This is a genomic window from Polynucleobacter asymbioticus (assembly GCF_018687575.1).
GTDB lineage: Bacteria > Pseudomonadota > Gammaproteobacteria > Burkholderiales > Burkholderiaceae > Polynucleobacter > Polynucleobacter asymbioticus_C.
Map to the genome: position 1 here is coordinate 753,685 of NZ_CP061297.1, position 17,557 is coordinate 771,241.

A 17,557-nucleotide genomic window follows, 5' to 3' on the forward strand; every position below is an offset into this window, starting at 1 on the left:
GTATTACTAATTGATGACAAGGGGTATACAAATCGTTGCCCACAATAAAGTGGCTATGAGTAGGGCAAGCATCACTGCGGCCGAGCCAAAATCTTTGGCTCTTTTCGAAAGATCGTGATGATCAAATGAAATGCGGTCGATGGCTGCCTCAACACTGGAATTCAGTAACTCAACAACTAAAACCATGATGAGAGAAGCAATGAGGGCGCATTTCTCAAGAGGGCTAATTGGCAATAAAAGAGCAACAGGGCTCAGCACTACCAGCAGGAAAAGCTCTTGTCTAAATGCGCTTTCCTCTTGAAACGCATAGACTATCCCGCACCAAGAATTCTTGGCTGCATGCCATGCTCTTGTCACTCCCCGATTACCTTTATGGGGGTTTTGCTTGATGTTGTAAGGTGCTGACAAAATAAACTCTTAAGCTAGGGCGGTAATATGAACTGCCGTGGAGGGTACAGGCTTTAAATGGTTGGCAAACTGCTCCGAAGCCGCTCTCCATGAAAACTTTTCTGCATGCGCTCTGGCTACTTCGCGAGGAATCTTTAGAGCTTGCAGGCAAGCCACTCTAAGATCTTCATGCATGGCGCCTGCCGCAGAGTTACCTAAAACATCAATTGGACCAGTTACAGGATAAGCCGCTACAGGCGTGCCGCAAGCCATGGCCTCTAGGATTACTAGCCCAAAAGTATCGGTTTTGCTTGGGAAGACAAATACATCAGCAGCGGCATAGACCTTTGCTAGCTCATGTTGCTGTAAAACTCCCAAATAGTTAATGTTGGGATATTTTTCTTTAATGCCGGCCATTGCAGGACCATCACCAACTACCCATTTAGAGCCAGGAAGATCTATTTCCAAAAAGGCGTTGATGTTTTTCTCTACTGCCACTCTACCAACATATAAAAAGATCGGATGAGCACTATTGAGCGCTTTAGATTCCTGCATCTTGAAGATGTCTAAATCTACTCCCCGTGACCACAACACGACATTTTTAAGACCATACTTCTCGAGATCATCTTTAACAACGATAGTTGGGGCCATGACTGCCATAGATGGTCCATGGAACCAGCGTATAAATGCGTAAGTAATAGCCAGCGGGATTCCTGTACGGGCTTTAACGTACTCTGGAAAACGGGTGTGATAGGCCGTAGAGAACGGTAAATGATTCTTTACGGCATATGAGCGAGCCGATAATCCCAAAGGTCCCTCAGTAGCAATATGCATTGCATCGGGTGCAAATTCTTTAATGCGGCGCGCCACTTCTTTTCCTGGGAATAAGGAAAGTGCAATATCAGGATAAGTAGGGCAGGGGATGGACTTAAAACCAGTTGGGGTAATCATTTCGACTTCATGACCCATATCGATGAGTTCGGCTCTAGTTTGTTTGAGTGTTCTCACAACACCATTTACTTGCGGATCCCATGCATCAGTAATGATCATAATTTTCATACAGTAACCTCTTTAATAAATGTTGCAAGCTCGGGTTGGAGGGTAATTTCAGGTACTTCCACTGGATCGCCATGAATATGTGTCCAGTAGATAATTTTTAGTTCACCGCTTGTGGTCTCTACTAGTGCTGATAGGCTTTCGACCCAATCACCATCATTGCAATACAGCAGACCATCAATTTCACGAATTTCTGCTTTATGAATATGGCCGCATACGACACCATCACAATTTCTTAGGCGGGCTTCTCTTGCCATGATGTGCTCAAAGTCTGCTATGTAGCTAACAGCATTTTTTACTTGATGTTTGAGATATTGCGAGAGGGACCAGTACTGCAATCCCATCTTGACTCGCAGCATATTGAAATAGCGATTGACGTACAGGATGAATGAATATAGGGAGTCGCCAACATAGGCAAGCCATTTAGCGTATTGCATTACCCCATCAAATAGATCGCCGTGGGTTACCCAAAGCTTGCGTCCATCTAAGGTTGTGTGTATTACTTCTTCCTGAACCTTGATGTCACCAAAGGACATGCCGAAGTACTGCCGAGCTGCTTCGTCGTGATTGCCAGGAATGTAAATCACTTCAGAACCCTTGCGAGCCTTACGCAATAACTTTTGCACTACATCATTGTGGGTCTGAGGCCAGTAAAAAGATTGCTTTAATCTCCAGCCATCAATAATGTCACCCACCAAGTAAAACTGATCAGCGTCATTATGTTTTAAGAAATCAAGGAGGTAGTTTGCCTGACACCCTGATGTTCCTAGGTGTACGTCTGAAATCCAAATCGCTCTGTAATGCGTCATGAGTACGTATTAAGCCGATTCATTATGAAGACCTCATGACACTTTTACGACAGTTTGATGACTTGATTTATATTACGGATAACTATGAAGTGCTCCCAATCACAACCCATTCCAACCCTGAATATTTGTTTTCGCTACTGGATTTGGATGCAAGTCCTTTTGCATGTGATTTCTGGAGTCTGTAAGCTTTCTATCCTTTTCCCCTTGCTAAATCGAGATCAAAAGGATCGCCATATTCATCAATGGTCTAGGAAATTATTAAAAATATTCAATATTCAGCTGCGTGTGATTGGCGCCGACAATTTGACATCTAGACAGTATTTACTCGCATCAAATCACATATCCTGGCTGGATATTCATGTGATCAATGCATTTAAACCGGTTCGCTTTGTTGCTAAATCGGAAGTGCGGGGTTGGCCTGTCTTTGGTTGGATGGCGAAGCAGTTGGGCACCGTTTTTATCCGCAGGGATAGTGCGCGTCATGCGAGGCAGGTTGTAGATCAAATGGCTGAGGTTCTAAAAGTAGAGCCTATCTGTATTTTTCCTGAGGGTACTTCAAGCTCTGGTGAATCAGTATTGCCATTTAAGCCCAATTTATTTGAATCTGCCATCCTTGCTCGTACGCCAGTCCTGCCACTTGCTATTGTGTACCGGACGAGGTCAACAGGTCTTAAGAGTGATTCTCCTGCCTTTATTGGAGATATGGGTCTACTGGAGTCTATGTCCAAGGTCATAGGCAATCGGGATATTGAGGTGCATTTATATCTTCTGGAGCCCTATTTAATTGATGGAGTGAATAACCCGGATCGCAAACAACTCGCCGTTTATTGTCAAGAATCTATAGCTAAAACCATATAAACAGCATATGTAATAAAAGTGTCATATGCTTGAGATACAACCATAGCAATGCATCTGGAAGAGATATGACATCAAAACATCAAGATATGGCCGAGTGGTACAAGCGGGCTCAAGAAGAAATTTTAGATAGTATGGACGAAGAGCTCGAAATGGAGCTCGACGATGATCGCCTATCACCAGACGGTGGAAGTGGTTCGATCATTCCTCGCAATGTTTACTTTAAGGAATTATTTCGCCTTCAAGGTGAGTTAGTAAAGCTTCAGGACTGGGTTGTAGAAAATAAGCTGAAGGTGGCTGTCTTGTTTGAAGGTCGTGATTCTGCAGGTAAGGGTGGCGCCATTAAACGGATTACTCAGCGTCTTAATCCACGTGTGTGCAAGGTTGTCGCGCTCACTGCGCCAAGTGAACGTGAGAAAACGCAATGGTACTTTCAGCGCTATGTATCCAACTTGCCCGCTGGTGGCGAGATCGTATTGTTTGACCGTAGCTGGTACAACCGTGCAGGTGTTGAAAAAGTAATGGGGTTTTGTACTGATTCCGAATATGAGGAGTTCTTGCGAACAGTTCCTGAGTTTGAGCGAATGATTATTCGCTCTGGAATCATCCTAATTAAGTATTGGTTCTCCATCTCAGATGATGAGCAATATAACCGCTTCATGATGCGTATTCATGATCCCCTAAAGCAGTGGAAACTAAGCCCCATGGATCTTGACGCACGCCGTCACTGGGAGGCCTACACCAAAGCAAAAGAGACTATGCTTGAGCGCACTAATATTCCTGAGGCGCCTTGGTGGGTTGTCGCTGCTAATGATAAGAAAAAAGCACGTTTAAATTGCATTTCTCACTTGCTGAATCAAATCCCTTATAAAGAAATTGATCATCCAGAGATTACTTTGCCTGCACGCGTCCATAACCCAGACTACTTGCGTGGCCCCGTTCCCAAGAGTATGTACGTTCCGGAGATCTACTGATTCGCGCTAGATAGTGTTAACCTCTCATCAATAATTGAGGGGTTAACCAAATGAAGCCACATGCCTTAATCACCAATCGGGAGTTCAAGCTTCTGATTAAGCCCAAGGGTTTAGATCGCCGTAGCAAAATTACCGCTCTGAGTGATCAGATTCTGAAATTCTGCAAAAAGAGTCAGGTTGAGTTCTTTCACCTCGACAATGCCAGCACTGGACTGCGCAACATATACTTTTTCGATACGCCTGGAGAGGATTTTCGTCGCAATAACATCATCTTGCGGGTGCGGGAATCTCGTCAAAATGTTTGGGTTGATGACTTTTGCGAGGTGACACTCAAGTGCCGCGCGCATGACCTCGGCGAATCATCCAAATTTGATCCTAAACCCAAGAAGAGCATTAAATCTAGATTGAGATTAAAAGAGGAAATCTTACGTGGAGATGGACTAGGAACAACCAGATCCATTTACTCGAACAACGCCATTTTGGACGCAATTCCGATTGATAGCTTGTTTGATAGATCATTGAGTAGTGCGATGAAATTTTTTCCAGGCTTAATTACATTACCTATCGATAAAAAATTACCGCTCCGCATCGTCGGAGGTAGAACGAATAAGATTTTAGAGGCTTGCCTACCTTTGGGTAATTTGGTCTTTGGCGATGGAGTACAGGCCCATTGTGATATTGCGATTTGGATGAAGAGTGTGGGGGACCCCATAGTTGGGGAGCTTGCTTTTTCATATCGCGTAAATGATGAGAACCGCGCTCAATCAAAAGCCCATAAACGTGCCGATAAGTTTTTTAAAAAATTGCAAATTGAACTTGCCGACTGGCTTGAAATTGGCAGTACCAAAACGGCATTAATTTATGGAAAACCAGAGTGAATCTAGAGTCCGAGCCCCTGGAATCAAGAGCTCAAGCTCTAAGCTTTGGAGATTTATTTATTCAGTTTCTGATTATTGGTGCCATTAGCTTTGGCGGCGGCATCATTGCCTATGAGCGCATTTTGTTAGTTGAAAAGCGTAAGTGGTTATCGCCAGATGAATTCATGGCCTATTTAGCGATCAGTCAAACTATGCCGGGACTCAACTCAGTCAATATGGCTGTCTTGGCTGGAGATCACTTACGAGGCGCATTAGGGGCATTTGTTGCCAGTATCGGTTTAATCTTGCCTGGCAGTGTATTTGTATTGGGTATTGGCATTCTCTATGCTGGCGCCTCCGATCATCCTCTAGCAAATCTCATTTTGATTGGCATTGCAGCGGCAGCGAGCGGCTTGCTAGCTGCCATTACTTATCGGATCGGAGATGCCAATTGGCGGCATCTCAAGTCTTTGCTCATCATTTTTGCCACCTTTTTACTGATGAGCATTGCTAAATTATCTTTACCGCTGGTTCTCCTCATCATGGCGCCGATTGCCATCTATCTATACCGACCAAGCAAGGCCGCATGAGTCTTTTAATCAACCTAGCCCTAAGTTTTTCTTTACTATCGCTTTTGGCAGTAGGGGGAGGCACTGCAGTATTGCCTGAAATGCAGTCTCTACTGTCCCATCATTTTGGTATAGATCACACCCAATTTGTTCATATCTACAGTATTGGTCAATTGGCGCCTGGCCCTAATATGCTGATGGTATTAGTTATTGGATATCAGTTGGCTGGCCTGCTCGGGGCTGGCATTGTTCTACTTTCTTTCTTCCTGCCCTCTAGTGTTTTATGTTTTTATATTGGCAGGCTCTGGAACCGCTTTGGTGAAAACCCATGGAGACGTTCTATACAAAATGCTCTTGAACCCATCTCTATTGGCTTGATGGCCTCTGGAGTTTATGCCGTTGCTAAGGCATCTATCGTTGGCGGGGTTACTGCAGCACTCGCATTAGTCAGCTTTTACCTCATCCTCAGAACCAAGATTAACCCAGTATTGGTTATTCTGGGCTCCGGAGGATTTGGTGCGCTACTGATGGTCTACCTAAAGTAGCCTCAGTTTAGAAAGTACCTCGCAAGCCAACCATGAGACTTCTACCTGGTTGGGGTGCAAAGAGTCTGACTGCCATTGGTGTAGTCGCATAACGAATTTGCTCATTGAGTAAATTCTTGAGGTTCATATACACAGTCCAATTTACATCTTTAATTTTCTCTGTGTAAGAGATTCCGGCGTTTAGTAAGTTGTAACTCGGTGCAGGCCCAATTTCCCAATTGGCTAAACGATTTTGCTGGTAGCTATAAATATAAGTAGCATTGGTAAGCCAGCCATTGCGCTGATGTGCTACCTCAGCACCTAAACGCGGAGCAGGTTGGAGCGGCAGATTTCCGCCCGCATCAAATGTACCCTGAGAGGCATCACCAAAGATGCGCCCACCAACACCATGCTGTCGCCAGTTATAGGTCAGTTCACCTTCAACACCTTTGATGGTAGCTGCTGCTTGTTGTGCAACGACTACTGAGAAGTTTTCTGCATCAGGTACCGATTGGCCAGTGTAGTAGCCATAGATGTAGTTATTAAAGCGGTTGGCATAGACGCTAGCTTTAGCACGCATCAAACCGCTGGTTTTCTGGATATTGAATTCTAGGTTATGCGAAGTCTCTTTATTTAAATTGGGATTACCAATATCAAACGTTGCAGTAGATTCATGTGCACCGTAAGAGTAAAGCTCTTGAGCGCTAGGAGCTCGCTGAGAAACGGTATAGGCAACCCCAGCACCATGTCCCTGCATAAAGTTCCATAAACCACCAGCAGAGTAGGACATTAGATTGAAGTTGCGGTTTTGCAAGGTAATGGTGGGCATATCACCAGTATTGACTGGTTCAGATACAAGCTCGGTTCCCAGATTTGGCTTTTGAGCCACATTGTTGTAGCGCAATCCTAAACTGCCTTGAAGAGAGTTCCACTTGCCTTCTTCAATCCAAAATAGGGCAGTGGAATTTGTTTTTGTTGGTGGCACGATTGCATAGCTACCGGTTCCAACTTCAGTTGCGTTGAGTGAGGCTGCAGAGACCTGTGCTCCAAAGGTGCCTTTCCATCCAGCGATAGGATTATGGGCTAATTCAAATCGAGCCTCATTGGCAATATTCTTCCAAAGGGAGGCTGCTTCACCAGCATTATTAAATTCTGTATGGTTGTAATTAGAATTCGCTGCACTAAATTTGAATGAAGAGAAGCCTGCGAATGGATCGCGCGTTTGATGTTGCAGGTCATATCGATTCTGCGACTGATTAATCGAGCCACCTTCTGGTGTTGGAATGCCGTAATTGTTATTGAGGCGCTCAACCGAAACACCGGTATATCCATTTTGACCAATGTAGGAGACGCCAACACCCAAATTATTTTGATTGCTAAAAGAATTCGGTAATTTGCCCGAGTATGGGACGCTGAGAGGTTCGCCTGGATTAATTGCCCATTCTTGATTTGGTCCGCCTTGATTGGCATAACCCGGTATACGATAGTTATTAGCATTATTAATTGCAGTATCAACGTGCACTGCAACTGAACCAAACGCTCCATCCACCTCAGCTGACGCAGCTCTACCATTGTTAACAGTTTCATAACTGGTATTGATGGCGCCTGTAGCTCTATCGGGCAGGTTGGTCAGGATTCGATCATTCACTACATTCACAAGTCCACCGCTGGAGCCTGAACCATAGAGAAGGGCGGCTGCACCACGCAGGATCTCCACTTGATGGGCGTTTTGCATATTGTTTCCAACCGCGTGGTCCTGTGAGATGTTGGAAACATCACCCACTGATAAACCATTTTGCAAAATCTGAACGCGAGCACCTTCAAGTCCACGAATCACTGGACGCGATGATCCCGCGCCATATCCGGTTGCAGACACGCCTAACTCATTGGCAAGAGTGGCGCCTAAGGTCGTGCCTAATTTATTCAGAAGCTCGTCACCTTGCAAAATCTTAGTAGGCGTCAAAATACTCTGGGTGGCTTCTTGAGATCCAGTAGCTGTTATTTCAAGTGAGGGTTGAGATTGTGCAAGCGCGGTAGAGCTAATCAATCCTGTGACTAAAACGTAGATCAGCTTGTGCTTAGCCAATGGCTTATCAATTTGATACATGGTATTTCCTTCAATCCTAATGAGCGCTAGCAATGAGATAGCGCAATAAATCTGGAGGCCAAACAAATTCTGTTTGGCGTGTTGGGCGATTTACAGGATGAAGCTAGGTGGCGCTCTCGATTGATATAGCCCAACATAGATTCGGGCTGGCAAAGAGTCATTGGATACCAATTGCACTTCATGAGAGAAGTTGATGCCAAGGAGTAAAGCGGGCGCTGAGGCAACGAAACCAGCAAGCGTGAGTGCGTCTAATAGATGACAACTTGCGGAGCTATGGCCAAGAGTAGGAGATTGATCTACACAACTCAGTTCGATGGCTTGATTCTGTATTCCGGAGTGGGCAATGCTATGCGCAAAGCCAATCCAGTGTGTGCCTACTAAGCTGGCAAGCAAAAAGCTCAGGGCGATCCAAGCCCGGAATTGCTTTCTGAATTTGCTTAAAAATAAGGCTTCCATACGCCGAATCTTACAGTATTTGCCCATGCAGGCCATCTCGGTGTAGAATATCAATTCCGTCGGAGTGTAGCGCAGCCTGGTAGCGCACCTGCTTTGGGAGCAGGGGGTCCAAGGTTCGAATCCTTGTACTCCGACCACTTTCTCTTTGTATTACGTTTTCAGTCCCAGTACACACTGCCTATAGCTCAGCTGGATAGAGCAACGCCCTTCTAAGGCGTAGGTCGCACGTTCGAATCGTGCTGGGCAGGCCAAATCCTCCTTATTTAATATTGTTTCAGGCTAGTTAATTGTGTCTGATTGGCTCAATCATGGCTAGAGCTTGGCTAGTGTTGGAGTGGCCTTTGGTAGGGCGTAGGTGATCCTGGATGACTATTAGCGACTCTGCGACTGAGCAACTTTAATGAAATTTAGGGGCTGGGCTTGTGGTGTCGGTTTGACCCGACTCGGAGGTGTCCGGTTACGTGACGGTCGGGTGGCTCTTATAGGGTGGCTTGCTGATACCCAAAACTGGATGATTGGTGGTGATGGGTGTCGGAGAGCGGCCAATAGCGGTCTATCCTCATGATCCTCAAAAATTACGCTACATTACTGATTTAATGTCAAATCATCTCAATCCCTCAATCTCTAAAACCATATTCATCGTGCCTGCTATGGATTGTCCATCGGAAGAGCAGATGATCCGCATGGCATTGGGCTCATTATCAATACACACGATGGATTTTGATATTCCCAATCGAAAATTAATCATTTGTCATAGCGAAGAGCCTAATGTGGTTCACGATAAATTAGTTCCCTTAGGTTTTGGGGCAAAGATTGAAAGCAGCCAAGTATTAGAAGACTTTGAAATTAAGCCAATTCAATTGGATGCCGCCAAAGATGCTCAAGAGCGAAAAGTCTTAATTTGGCTCTTGGCATTAAACGGATTGATGTTCTTTGTTGAGATTATTGCGGGCTGGATTGCCCAATCGGCAGGGCTTATTGCTGATGCTTTGGATATGTTTGCCGATGCCGCAGTCTATGTGGTGGCTTTATATGCCGTTGGTAAAGCCGCACAGCATAAGCTCAAAGCCGCTAAATTAGCTGGTGTGGTTGAATTACTTTTAACTGCTCTTGCTTTTTGGCGTACGGGTTATCAAATTTACATTGGGACAATGCCTGAACCCAATGCCATGATTTGGATTTCGCTACTTGCTTTGACAGTTAATGTCACCTGCCTATATCTAATATCTAAACGCAAGAATGATGGCGTTCATATGCGAGCCAGTTATATCTTCTCCGCCAATGATGTTTTGGCAAATCTAGGAGTTATTATTGCTGGTGTATTGGTGGTTTGGCTCAATAGCCCCTATCCAGATTGGGTCATTGGACTAGTTATCGGATTCTTAGTATTAAGCGGTGCTATTCGTATACTGCGTTTGAAGTAAAGCTAAAAGAGGGTAATTTGGAATTTATAAAACTCACAGGACTATTTGCTATTACGGCTGTAGCCGAGATTATTGGTTGTTATCTTCCATGGCTTGTATTGAGACAAGATAAGCCTGCTTGGTTGTTTTTGCCAGCGATAGTATCTCTACTATTATTTGCGTGGTTGCTAACCCTTCACCCTACCGCCGCAGGTAGAACTTATGCGGCGTATGGCGGTATGTATATTGTCGTTGCTCTGATATGGCTCAGACTAGTTGAAGGAATTGAACTGACAAGGTGGGATGTAGTTGGGGCAATAGTCGCCTTAATTGGTATGGCAATTATCGCTTTTCAACCATTTAGTAGGAGCTAGTGGCATGTTGTTTAAAACCACAGTCTAGATACAGAGTCGGGCATCCTAAGCTTTGGTCGATTCTGCCTAGGGACATCAAGAAACACTAAAATTGTGTGTAGGTGTTTTACTGGTATGAGCTGTCGGTAACATCTTTATCCAAAGCTAATCCATTAAGCGTTTGTGAGAAAGCTCATAATGCAAAATACTAAGAAATATGCTGTAATAGAAACATGAGAAAAATCCTGATAATTCTGGCCCTGCTAGCTTTATCTATACAAACATCCTATGCTACGGTTTCTGCTTACTGCCAAGAAGAGCGGGCAGCAGCTTCTCATGTTTCACATCACGAGCATGAGAAGCCAGTCAGTATTGCCTCAGCTAGCGATTCTGCAAGCTACGATTCTGATTGTGGAGTCTGTCATTTAGCACATTCTCCAGCATTGCATTCCACTTTTACCATTTCAGTTACTTCTACCGTCTTTCATTATGAAGATGCTCGATTAGAGTTTTTAGTCGATATTTCTCCTCACCGCCCCGAAAAACCCAATTGGCTCGCTCTCGCCTAAGTTAGCGAGAGCCTTAACCTAATTCTTCTCCTCTCGCTAACTCTGTTTTGAACAAACAAATGGAGTTTTTATGTTGCGAGAGTATTCGGGCGTAGTTCGTCGCTGCGTCATTCAATTTACTGGATTGGTTTTTATATTGGGATCGCCAATAGCGCTGGCTAATGGCGAGCGCAAAGCTGAGTCGGCCTTAAAGTCCTTCTATGAATCTTCATGGGAGCGCCAACCTGACAATAAGTCCTATCAGTATCGAGTAGAGGCCGCGCTTGCTAAGCAAAAAATTGCTAGCAGCCTTTTGGTAAGCCCCGCTTCGGTTGAAGTGTCGCAAAAGACCGATAGAACTAACACCAATCAAGGCGCTAGCGAAACCATACTGGGTTTAGATATTCCTCTGTGGTTGTGGAATGAGCGGTCAAGCTCAATTAATTTAGCGGATGCTGAATATAAAAAGCTTTTGTCTCAATACTATCTATCCCAATTGAGAATTGCAGCTGAAGTAAGGGATGCCTATTGGAATTACCAGAAATCAAAAATTGAGTCTGATTTAGCGCTACGCAGAAATGAGAATGCAAAGAGCTTAGCTCTTGATGTTGAAAAGAGATTTAAGGCTGGAGACTTATCTCGCGCAGATCTTCATCAGGCTAATGGCGCCCTCGCATCATCAGAAGCTTTTTTGGTCGAAGCGCAGGCCAACGTCATTAATGCTGAGCAAAGGGTGCGTTCTTTATTGGGAAGTGAGTATCTCAAGAAAATCCAATTCGGTGACATTACTAAAAATATTGAACCGTTACCCAAGGTTCCTGAAAACCTGTCAGGACTAGATTCTAGTTTGCCAATCGTTGCAGCCCTTGTAGATCAGTTAGAGGTTGCTAAAAAAGCAGTTGACCTAGCAAAGTCTCAAACTCGGGCCTCCCCACAATTGCAAATATGGACTACTAAGGGCCGTGAAGTCTATGGCGTTCCGTATCAGCAATCAGTTGCTGTTGGGTTAAGAATTCCTTTTGGCTCTGATGCTCGCAATACCAATAGATTGGCCAGTGCTACCGCTGAGATGGTCGATTCAGAGGTTCGATTGTCCTATGAGCGAGAGTCTGCATTAAGTAATGTGGAGTCAAATGTGGCTTTAGTGAAGTCGGCAAAAATGAAGCTTGGCGCCGCAGATAAGAGGTCTAACTTAGCCAATGAAACACGTCAATTTTTTGACAAATCATTTCGCTTTGGTGAAACCGATTTGCCCACAAGACTACGTATAGAGCTAGAAGCAGTCGATGCAAATAGACAGGCTGCGATTGCAAAAATCAATTACGCAGTTTCAGTTTCAAATTTACGACAGGCCCTTGGCCTGTTACCAGAGTAAGGTCACTTTAACTATGAATTTATTGAACAAATATAGTCAGTTGGCGTCAAAACTATTAATTGCGCTATCTCTGACAATCGCATCGGCAGCTTATGCAGGGCCTGGTCATGGGGAGGAAAAACCCACTACTGCACAAACTCAATCATTACCCCGCTTTTATGCTGAATCTGATCTCTATGAGGCGGTAGGAGTGATTAACGGCAAGGAAATCACGCTCTACCTAGATCGCTACTCCTCCAATGAATTGGTCAAAGGAGCTAAGGTTGAAATAGAGCTTGAGGGCTCTAAAATTAGTTCAGAGCCTCATGGCGATGGAGAGTATCTCTTTCGCCTAAAAAATAAAATTAAAGATCAGCCTACTGCGATCACTATCACGATTAATGATGATGATGTTACCGACATACTAGCAGCCACTATCGATCTAAGTTCCTTTGAGCGCTCCTCATTGATCACTTGGAAATCAGCAATAAAAATCTTGCTTTATTTCAGCCTCTTGATGGCAATTGCCTATTTGTCTTATCGCAAGAAAGAGATGTTGATGACGCATACAAAAAAGTTAATTAAACAAATCAAGGAGCGGGTATGAATCGCAAACAAAGAGATTTTGTATTTCGCCCCATTATCCTTATTGGTTTATCTGTGGCGCTATTTGCTTTTAAGGTTCATGCTGGGCCGGGTCATGGCGAGTCGGAAGTATCCCAAGTTCAAGGCGACGCCCCGAAAAGACAGTCGGACGGCAGTCTTTTTATTCCCAAGCCTGCGCAACGCCAGTTACAAGTGATGACAACTCCTGGCCAGTTCGGCGAATATGCCAAAACCTATGATTTAGCTGGAAAAGTCATCATGGATCCTAATTTTGGCGGTAAGGTGCAGGCGATTGTTGCGGGCCGTATTACGCCGGGACCAGCTGGTTTTCCATTGCCCGGACAGAAGGTTAGTAAAGGCGATGTCTTGGCGTATGTAACTCCAGAGGCTGGCCCAGGAAAATCAAGATCACTTGCGGAAAGTCGACTAAAGCGTTTGCGAGATCTTAGCGATACGGTCCCTCGTAAGACTATTGAAGAGGCAGAAGCGGCCGTCGCGAACGAGGAATTAAGAGCCCCAGTCAGCGGAATTATTTCTACTACGGGTGTTGTATCTGGCCAAGTAGTGCAAGCAAGAGATCTAATCTTTGAGGTCGTTAATCCATCCAAGCTATTAATAGAAGCGCTTGCCTACGACTCAAATCTGAGTAAGAACATTGCTGATGGCAAAGTGGATGTCAATGGCAAAGTGATTGAGCTCAAGTATCTCGGTGGTGGACAGACCCTCAGAGAGCAAGCTTTACCTCTTACTTTTTCTGCTAAATCGGACGATCTCCAATTTTTACCGATAGGCCAACCCATTCGAGTATTCGTAAATACCGATAGCAAGGTCACTGGAGTAAAGGCCCCTTCAAAATCATTAGTCAAAAGTAGCTCGAACCAAACAATTGTCTGGATTAAAAAGTCCCCAGAAATATTTGAGCCCAGAACAGTTGTATATGAGCCTTTAGATGGTCAAAACATTGTTATCACTAGCGGTATTAAAGATGGTGAACGAGTCATTACTGATGGGGCATCCCTCATCAATCAAATTCGTTAAGGACTAAGACATGTTTACTTGGTTATTAGATTTCAGCTTAAAAAATCGCATGATGGTGATTTTGCTTAGTGCTATATCTATGGTCTATGGTGCGTACACCTTAAGCAAGATGCCTGTGGATGTCTTTCCCGATCTGAATAAGCCTACTGTCACCATCATGACTGAGGCTGGCGGAATGGCTTCAGAAGAAGTTGAACAACTCATTACATTCCCACTCGAAACGGCTATGAATGGTTTACCCGGAGTAGAGGCCATTCGCTCAGTATCTAGCGCCGGCCTTTCTTTCATATACGTTACTTTTGACTGGTCTGTAGACATCTATCGCGCTAGGCAAATGGTTTCAGAAAGACTGTCATCTATGGACGGAGCAATTCCGGATGGCATTGTTTCGCGCATGGGGCCCATTAGTTCAATCATGGGTGAGATCATGCAAATTGCCATTCCGATTGATGAATCTAAGATTTCATCCATGCAGGTTCGCGAGTATGCTGACTGGGTTTTGCGACCCAGATTGATGGCTATCCCCGGGGTAGCGCAAGTCATTCCTATTGGCGGGCAAGTCAGGCAGTTTCAAGTACAACCCAATACTCGTCGTATGGCGGAGCTAGGCCTTAGCATATTGCAGATTGAAGATGCATTGCGGGGCTACTCTGCAAATACGTCTGGTGGATTTCTTGAGTCTAATAATCGTGAGTATCTTATTCGTCATATAGGGCGAACTTCTAGCCTTGAAGATTTAAAGAATATTGCCGTATCGAACCGCAATGGACAAACAATACTTTTAAGACAAGTTGCCGATATTACTTTTGCACCAGCAGTTAAGCGAGGCGATGCCGGTTATGAAGGTGGGCCAGCAGTCATCCTAGGTGTACAAAAACAACCTTCAGCAGATACGGTAGCGCTTACAAAAAAGATTGAATCAGCTATTGCAGAATTAAAGCAGGGCTTGCCAACTGGCATGGAAGCTCCAAAAGTAACATTTAGGCAGGCGAGCTTTATTGATGCATCCATTAGCACTTTAGAGGGTAAGCTCATCGGCGCATCAATCTTTGTTGCTGTAGTGCTGTATCTCTTTTTAGGAACAATTCGCCCGGTCCTCATCTCATTGACAGCAATTCCAGTTTCAATTCTCTTAACTGCCCTGGTTTTTAAGTACTTTGGTTTATCAATTAATACGATGACCTTGGGAGGCCTAGCCATTGCAATCGGCGGCCTGGTTGATGATGCAGTAGTTGATGTGGAAAACGTGATTCGTCGCCTTAGAGCAAATCTAGATAAAGCATCTTTAGACCAATTAAGCCCACTAGCGATTGTGAGAGCCGCCTCGCTTGAGGTAAGAACCGGAATTATCTACGCTACAGCCATCATCGTTTTGGTATTCATCCCATTATTTGCATTACCAGGTATAGAGGGGCGACTATTTGTGCCTTTAGGTATTGCTTTTATAGTCTCCACTCTTGCATCACTTTTAGTTTCAGTCACTATCACGCCAGTACTCTGCTTTTATCTGCTGCCCTCAATGCAGTCCCTGAGGGATCACGATACAAAGATTGTCACTTGGCTTAAAAGTCATTATGAGGTTCAGTTATCAAGGTTGTTAGCGGCGCCTAAAAAGCCTCTGATGTATGCTTTTACATCCGTCATAGTCGCTGCTGCCAGTGTTCCCTTTATGGCGAGCTCATTTTTACCGCCCTTTAACGAAGGGACTTTACTGATCGGACTGCGTTTAAATCCTGGTGTCTCTCTCTCTGAATCGGCAGGCGTGGCTAGCCAAGCAGAAAAGTTAGTCAGGCAGGTTCCTGAAGTAACTTATGTTGGACGCAGGAGTGGCCGCGCAGAATTGGACGAGCATGCGGAAGGTGTGCATGTGAGCGAGTTAGATGTTGGTTTAAAGCCTGCGGGAGATTTAGATCGCTCCATGGCTGAGATACAGGCAGATATCAGGTCAAGATTAGTTAACTTACCCGCTGCAATTGCGATCGGTCAGCCAATCTCACATCGAATAGATCACATGCTTTCAGGGGTTCGGTCGCAAATTGCAATTAAGATCTTTGGCGATGATTTAGACGTGCTGCGTAGCCAAGCCGATCTTTTGAGATCCAAATTAGCGGGCATTGAAGGCTTAGTTGATCTAGAAATAGAAAAGCAGGTTTTAGCACCACAAATTAAGGTCCGAATTGATTACGATAAAGCAGCGCAATACGGAGTTTCAACTTCTCAGATTATGGCCACCTTGCAGGGCATGGTTGAAGGGGAGAGACTCTCGCAAATTATTGAAGGTAATCGGCGGTTTGCCTTAGTGATCAAGTTACCAGACTCAGCAAGAAACTTAGAAGGGCTTGCTGATATTTTGATTGATACGCCAAATGGAAAAATTCCACTCTCAAAAATTGCTAGCATTGAGGATGGGGATGGTCCAAATCAAATTAGTAGAGATGGCGGTAAGCGAAGAATTGTCTTATCGGCTAATGCCTCTAAGCGCGCCTTGTCAGATATTGTGACTGACATTAGAACTGTTATCTCTAATCAGACTCTTCCAGAGGGGTACTTCATTACCTTAGATGGTCAATTTAAAGCGCAAGAAGAGGCATCTAAAGTAATTGGTTTGCTATCAATTGGATCATTTCTTTTGATGTTTGCAGTATTAAATAATCGCTATAAGTCCATGCGCCTATCTTTAATGATTATGTCTAACATTCCATTAGCTATGGTCGGAGCAGTGATTGGTTTGTGGATTTCAGGTCAGCCACTCTCGATTGCTGCATTAATAGGATTTATCACGCTAGCAGGAATATCTGTGCGTAACGGAATCTTAAAAATTAGCCATTACCTGAATTTGATGCAGTCAGAAGGTGAATCGTTTAGCCTGGCAATGATTATTCGCGGATCAATTGAGCGCTTAAGTCCTGTACTAATGACAGCTTTGGTTACAGCTTTTGCCTTGGCGCCATTGTTGTTTGAGGCAGAACGTCCTGGTACAGAAATATTGCATCCGGTAGCAGTCGTTATTTTCTCCGGGCTCATCAGTTCCACCTTATTAGATACTTTTTTAACGCCAGTCATGTTTTGGCTTTATGGGAAAAAAGCATCCGAAATAGCGTTGAGCCATATGAAATCTAACGAAGTATTTTAATTTTAAGGAGTCTATATGAAATCAATGATGGTGATTGCAACCTTGATAATCAGTTTTATTGGTCCAGCCCATGCTGGAGCCGGCCATGATTTAAAGCCAATGCATGGCGGTGTCATAGTAGAGGCTAAGGACATTGATGTTGAATTGGTTGCAAAGCCTGATAGCTTGTCGCTGTATTTGACGGACCACGGTAAACCGATACCTATAGATGGTGGGACCGCAAAGCTGACAGTCTTAATTGGATCAGATAAAAAAGATTATGAGCTACTGCCTAATGGAGGCAAATTCGAACTGAAAGGAAGCTTCGCTATTCCTAAAGGGGCTAAAGCCATAGCAGTTATCAAGATAAAATCGAAAGTGATTACAGCAAGGTTTAATTTATAAGTTAAATCACCTCAATCTAGCCTATAAATTGGGCCGTCGTGAAGTGATCGGATTGCTATCGTTGATTAGTGGAGCCATGTTCCGCCAAGGTCGGCTTTAGGTCGAACTCTGCCTGCCGCTATTAAGTAGGGTGTGGGCCTGCTT

The 17,557-nt window shown here is 44.4% G+C and carries 18 protein-coding genes and 2 tRNA genes; 15 read left to right on the forward strand and 5 right to left on the reverse strand.

All coding sequences use genetic code 11. The annotated features are described in order from the left end of the window. Positions 1–6: 6 nt before the first annotated feature. Genes AOC19_RS03665 through AOC19_RS03675 form a run of 3 tightly spaced genes read right to left on the reverse strand, consistent with a single transcriptional unit; the run spans position 7 to position 2,252 of the window. Positions 7–408 carry a diacylglycerol kinase gene (locus tag AOC19_RS03665; protein WP_215377660.1) on the reverse strand — a complete coding sequence of 134 codons (402 nt, stop codon included), beginning with the start codon at positions 406–408 and terminating at the stop codon, positions 7–9. A gap of 9 nt (positions 409–417) precedes the next feature. Beyond that, complete coding sequence (locus tag AOC19_RS03670; RefSeq protein ID WP_215377662.1) at positions 418–1,446, reverse strand: glycosyltransferase family 4 protein; 1,029 nt, start codon at positions 1,444–1,446, stop codon at positions 418–420. Continuing rightward, complete coding sequence (locus AOC19_RS03675; RefSeq protein ID WP_215377664.1) at positions 1,443–2,252, reverse strand: UDP-2,3-diacylglucosamine diphosphatase; 810 nt, start codon at positions 2,250–2,252, stop codon at positions 1,443–1,445. Before AOC19_RS03675 ends, AOC19_RS03670 begins: the two co-directional genes overlap by 4 nt. A gap of 84 nt (positions 2,253–2,336) precedes the next feature. On the opposite strand from AOC19_RS03675, the gene AOC19_RS03680 reads away from it, so the two are divergent. The 5 genes from AOC19_RS03680 (at position 2,337) to AOC19_RS03700 (ending at position 6,052) form a co-directional block, all read left to right on the forward strand. Beyond that, positions 2,337–3,110, forward strand: a complete 774-nt coding sequence (locus tag AOC19_RS03680) for a lysophospholipid acyltransferase family protein (RefSeq protein ID WP_215377666.1) — start codon at positions 2,337–2,339, stop codon at positions 3,108–3,110. Positions 3,111–3,175: 65 nt separating this feature from the next. Then, the gene (gene ppk2, locus AOC19_RS03685) at positions 3,176–4,081 is read left to right on the forward strand and encodes a polyphosphate kinase 2 (RefSeq protein WP_215377668.1); all 906 of its coding nucleotides are present in this window, start codon (positions 3,176–3,178) and stop codon (positions 4,079–4,081) included. Positions 4,082–4,131: 50 nt separating this feature from the next. After that, complete coding sequence (locus AOC19_RS03690) at positions 4,132–4,959, forward strand: hypothetical protein (protein WP_215377670.1); 828 nt, start codon at positions 4,132–4,134, stop codon at positions 4,957–4,959. Next, a complete protein-coding gene (locus AOC19_RS03695; RefSeq protein WP_215377671.1) occupies positions 4,956–5,528 on the forward strand; it encodes a chromate transporter in 573 nt (190 codons plus the stop codon). Before AOC19_RS03690 ends, AOC19_RS03695 begins: the two co-directional genes overlap by 4 nt. After that, positions 5,525–6,052: a chromate transporter gene (locus tag AOC19_RS03700; protein ID WP_215377673.1), complete on the forward strand. Its 528-nt coding sequence runs from the start codon at positions 5,525–5,527 to the stop codon at positions 6,050–6,052. Before AOC19_RS03695 ends, AOC19_RS03700 begins: the two co-directional genes overlap by 4 nt. A gap of 7 nt (positions 6,053–6,059) precedes the next feature. Here AOC19_RS03700 and AOC19_RS03705 read toward each other — a convergent pair whose 3' ends face one another. Continuing rightward, positions 6,060–8,138, reverse strand: a complete 2,079-nt coding sequence (locus AOC19_RS03705) for a TonB-dependent receptor (protein ID WP_215377675.1) — start codon at positions 8,136–8,138, stop codon at positions 6,060–6,062. 90 nt (positions 8,139–8,228) lie between these two features. Further along, a complete protein-coding gene (locus AOC19_RS03710) occupies positions 8,229–8,594 on the reverse strand; it encodes a hypothetical protein (RefSeq protein ID WP_215377677.1) in 366 nt (121 codons plus the stop codon). A gap of 60 nt (positions 8,595–8,654) precedes the next feature. On the opposite strand from AOC19_RS03710, the gene AOC19_RS03715 reads away from it, so the two are divergent. The 10 genes from AOC19_RS03715 (at position 8,655) to AOC19_RS03760 (ending at position 17,413) form a co-directional block, all read left to right on the forward strand. After that, a tRNA-Pro gene (locus tag AOC19_RS03715) sits at positions 8,655–8,731 on the forward strand. A 37-nt stretch (positions 8,732–8,768) separates the two neighbouring features. After that, a tRNA-Arg gene (locus tag AOC19_RS03720) sits at positions 8,769–8,845 on the forward strand. A gap of 345 nt (positions 8,846–9,190) precedes the next feature. Next, a complete protein-coding gene (locus tag AOC19_RS03725; RefSeq protein ID WP_215377678.1) occupies positions 9,191–10,018 on the forward strand; it encodes a cation transporter in 828 nt (275 codons plus the stop codon). A gap of 17 nt (positions 10,019–10,035) precedes the next feature. Continuing rightward, positions 10,036–10,371, forward strand: a complete 336-nt coding sequence (locus AOC19_RS03730) for a YnfA family protein (RefSeq protein ID WP_046330089.1) — start codon at positions 10,036–10,038, stop codon at positions 10,369–10,371. A 212-nt stretch (positions 10,372–10,583) separates the two neighbouring features. Beyond that, positions 10,584–10,919 carry a cobalt-zinc-cadmium resistance protein gene (locus AOC19_RS03735; RefSeq protein WP_215377680.1) on the forward strand — a complete coding sequence of 112 codons (336 nt, stop codon included), beginning with the start codon at positions 10,584–10,586 and terminating at the stop codon, positions 10,917–10,919. Positions 10,920–10,989: 70 nt separating this feature from the next. Continuing rightward, positions 10,990–12,273 carry a TolC family protein gene (locus AOC19_RS03740; protein ID WP_215377682.1) on the forward strand — a complete coding sequence of 428 codons (1,284 nt, stop codon included), beginning with the start codon at positions 10,990–10,992 and terminating at the stop codon, positions 12,271–12,273. A gap of 13 nt (positions 12,274–12,286) precedes the next feature. Further along, positions 12,287–12,859, forward strand: a complete 573-nt coding sequence (locus AOC19_RS03745; protein ID WP_215377684.1) for a hypothetical protein — start codon at positions 12,287–12,289, stop codon at positions 12,857–12,859. Then, a complete protein-coding gene (locus AOC19_RS03750) occupies positions 12,856–13,896 on the forward strand; it encodes an efflux RND transporter periplasmic adaptor subunit (protein WP_215377686.1) in 1,041 nt (346 codons plus the stop codon). The genes AOC19_RS03745 and AOC19_RS03750 overlap by 4 nt, the downstream gene beginning before the upstream one ends. Positions 13,897–13,906: 10 nt before the next feature. Further along, the gene (locus AOC19_RS03755) at positions 13,907–17,029 is read left to right on the forward strand and encodes an efflux RND transporter permease subunit (RefSeq protein WP_215377688.1); all 3,123 of its coding nucleotides are present in this window, start codon (positions 13,907–13,909) and stop codon (positions 17,027–17,029) included. 15 nt (positions 17,030–17,044) lie between these two features. Next, positions 17,045–17,413: a hypothetical protein gene (locus tag AOC19_RS03760; protein ID WP_215377690.1), complete on the forward strand. Its 369-nt coding sequence runs from the start codon at positions 17,045–17,047 to the stop codon at positions 17,411–17,413. The last annotated feature ends 144 nt before the right edge of the window (positions 17,414–17,557 follow it).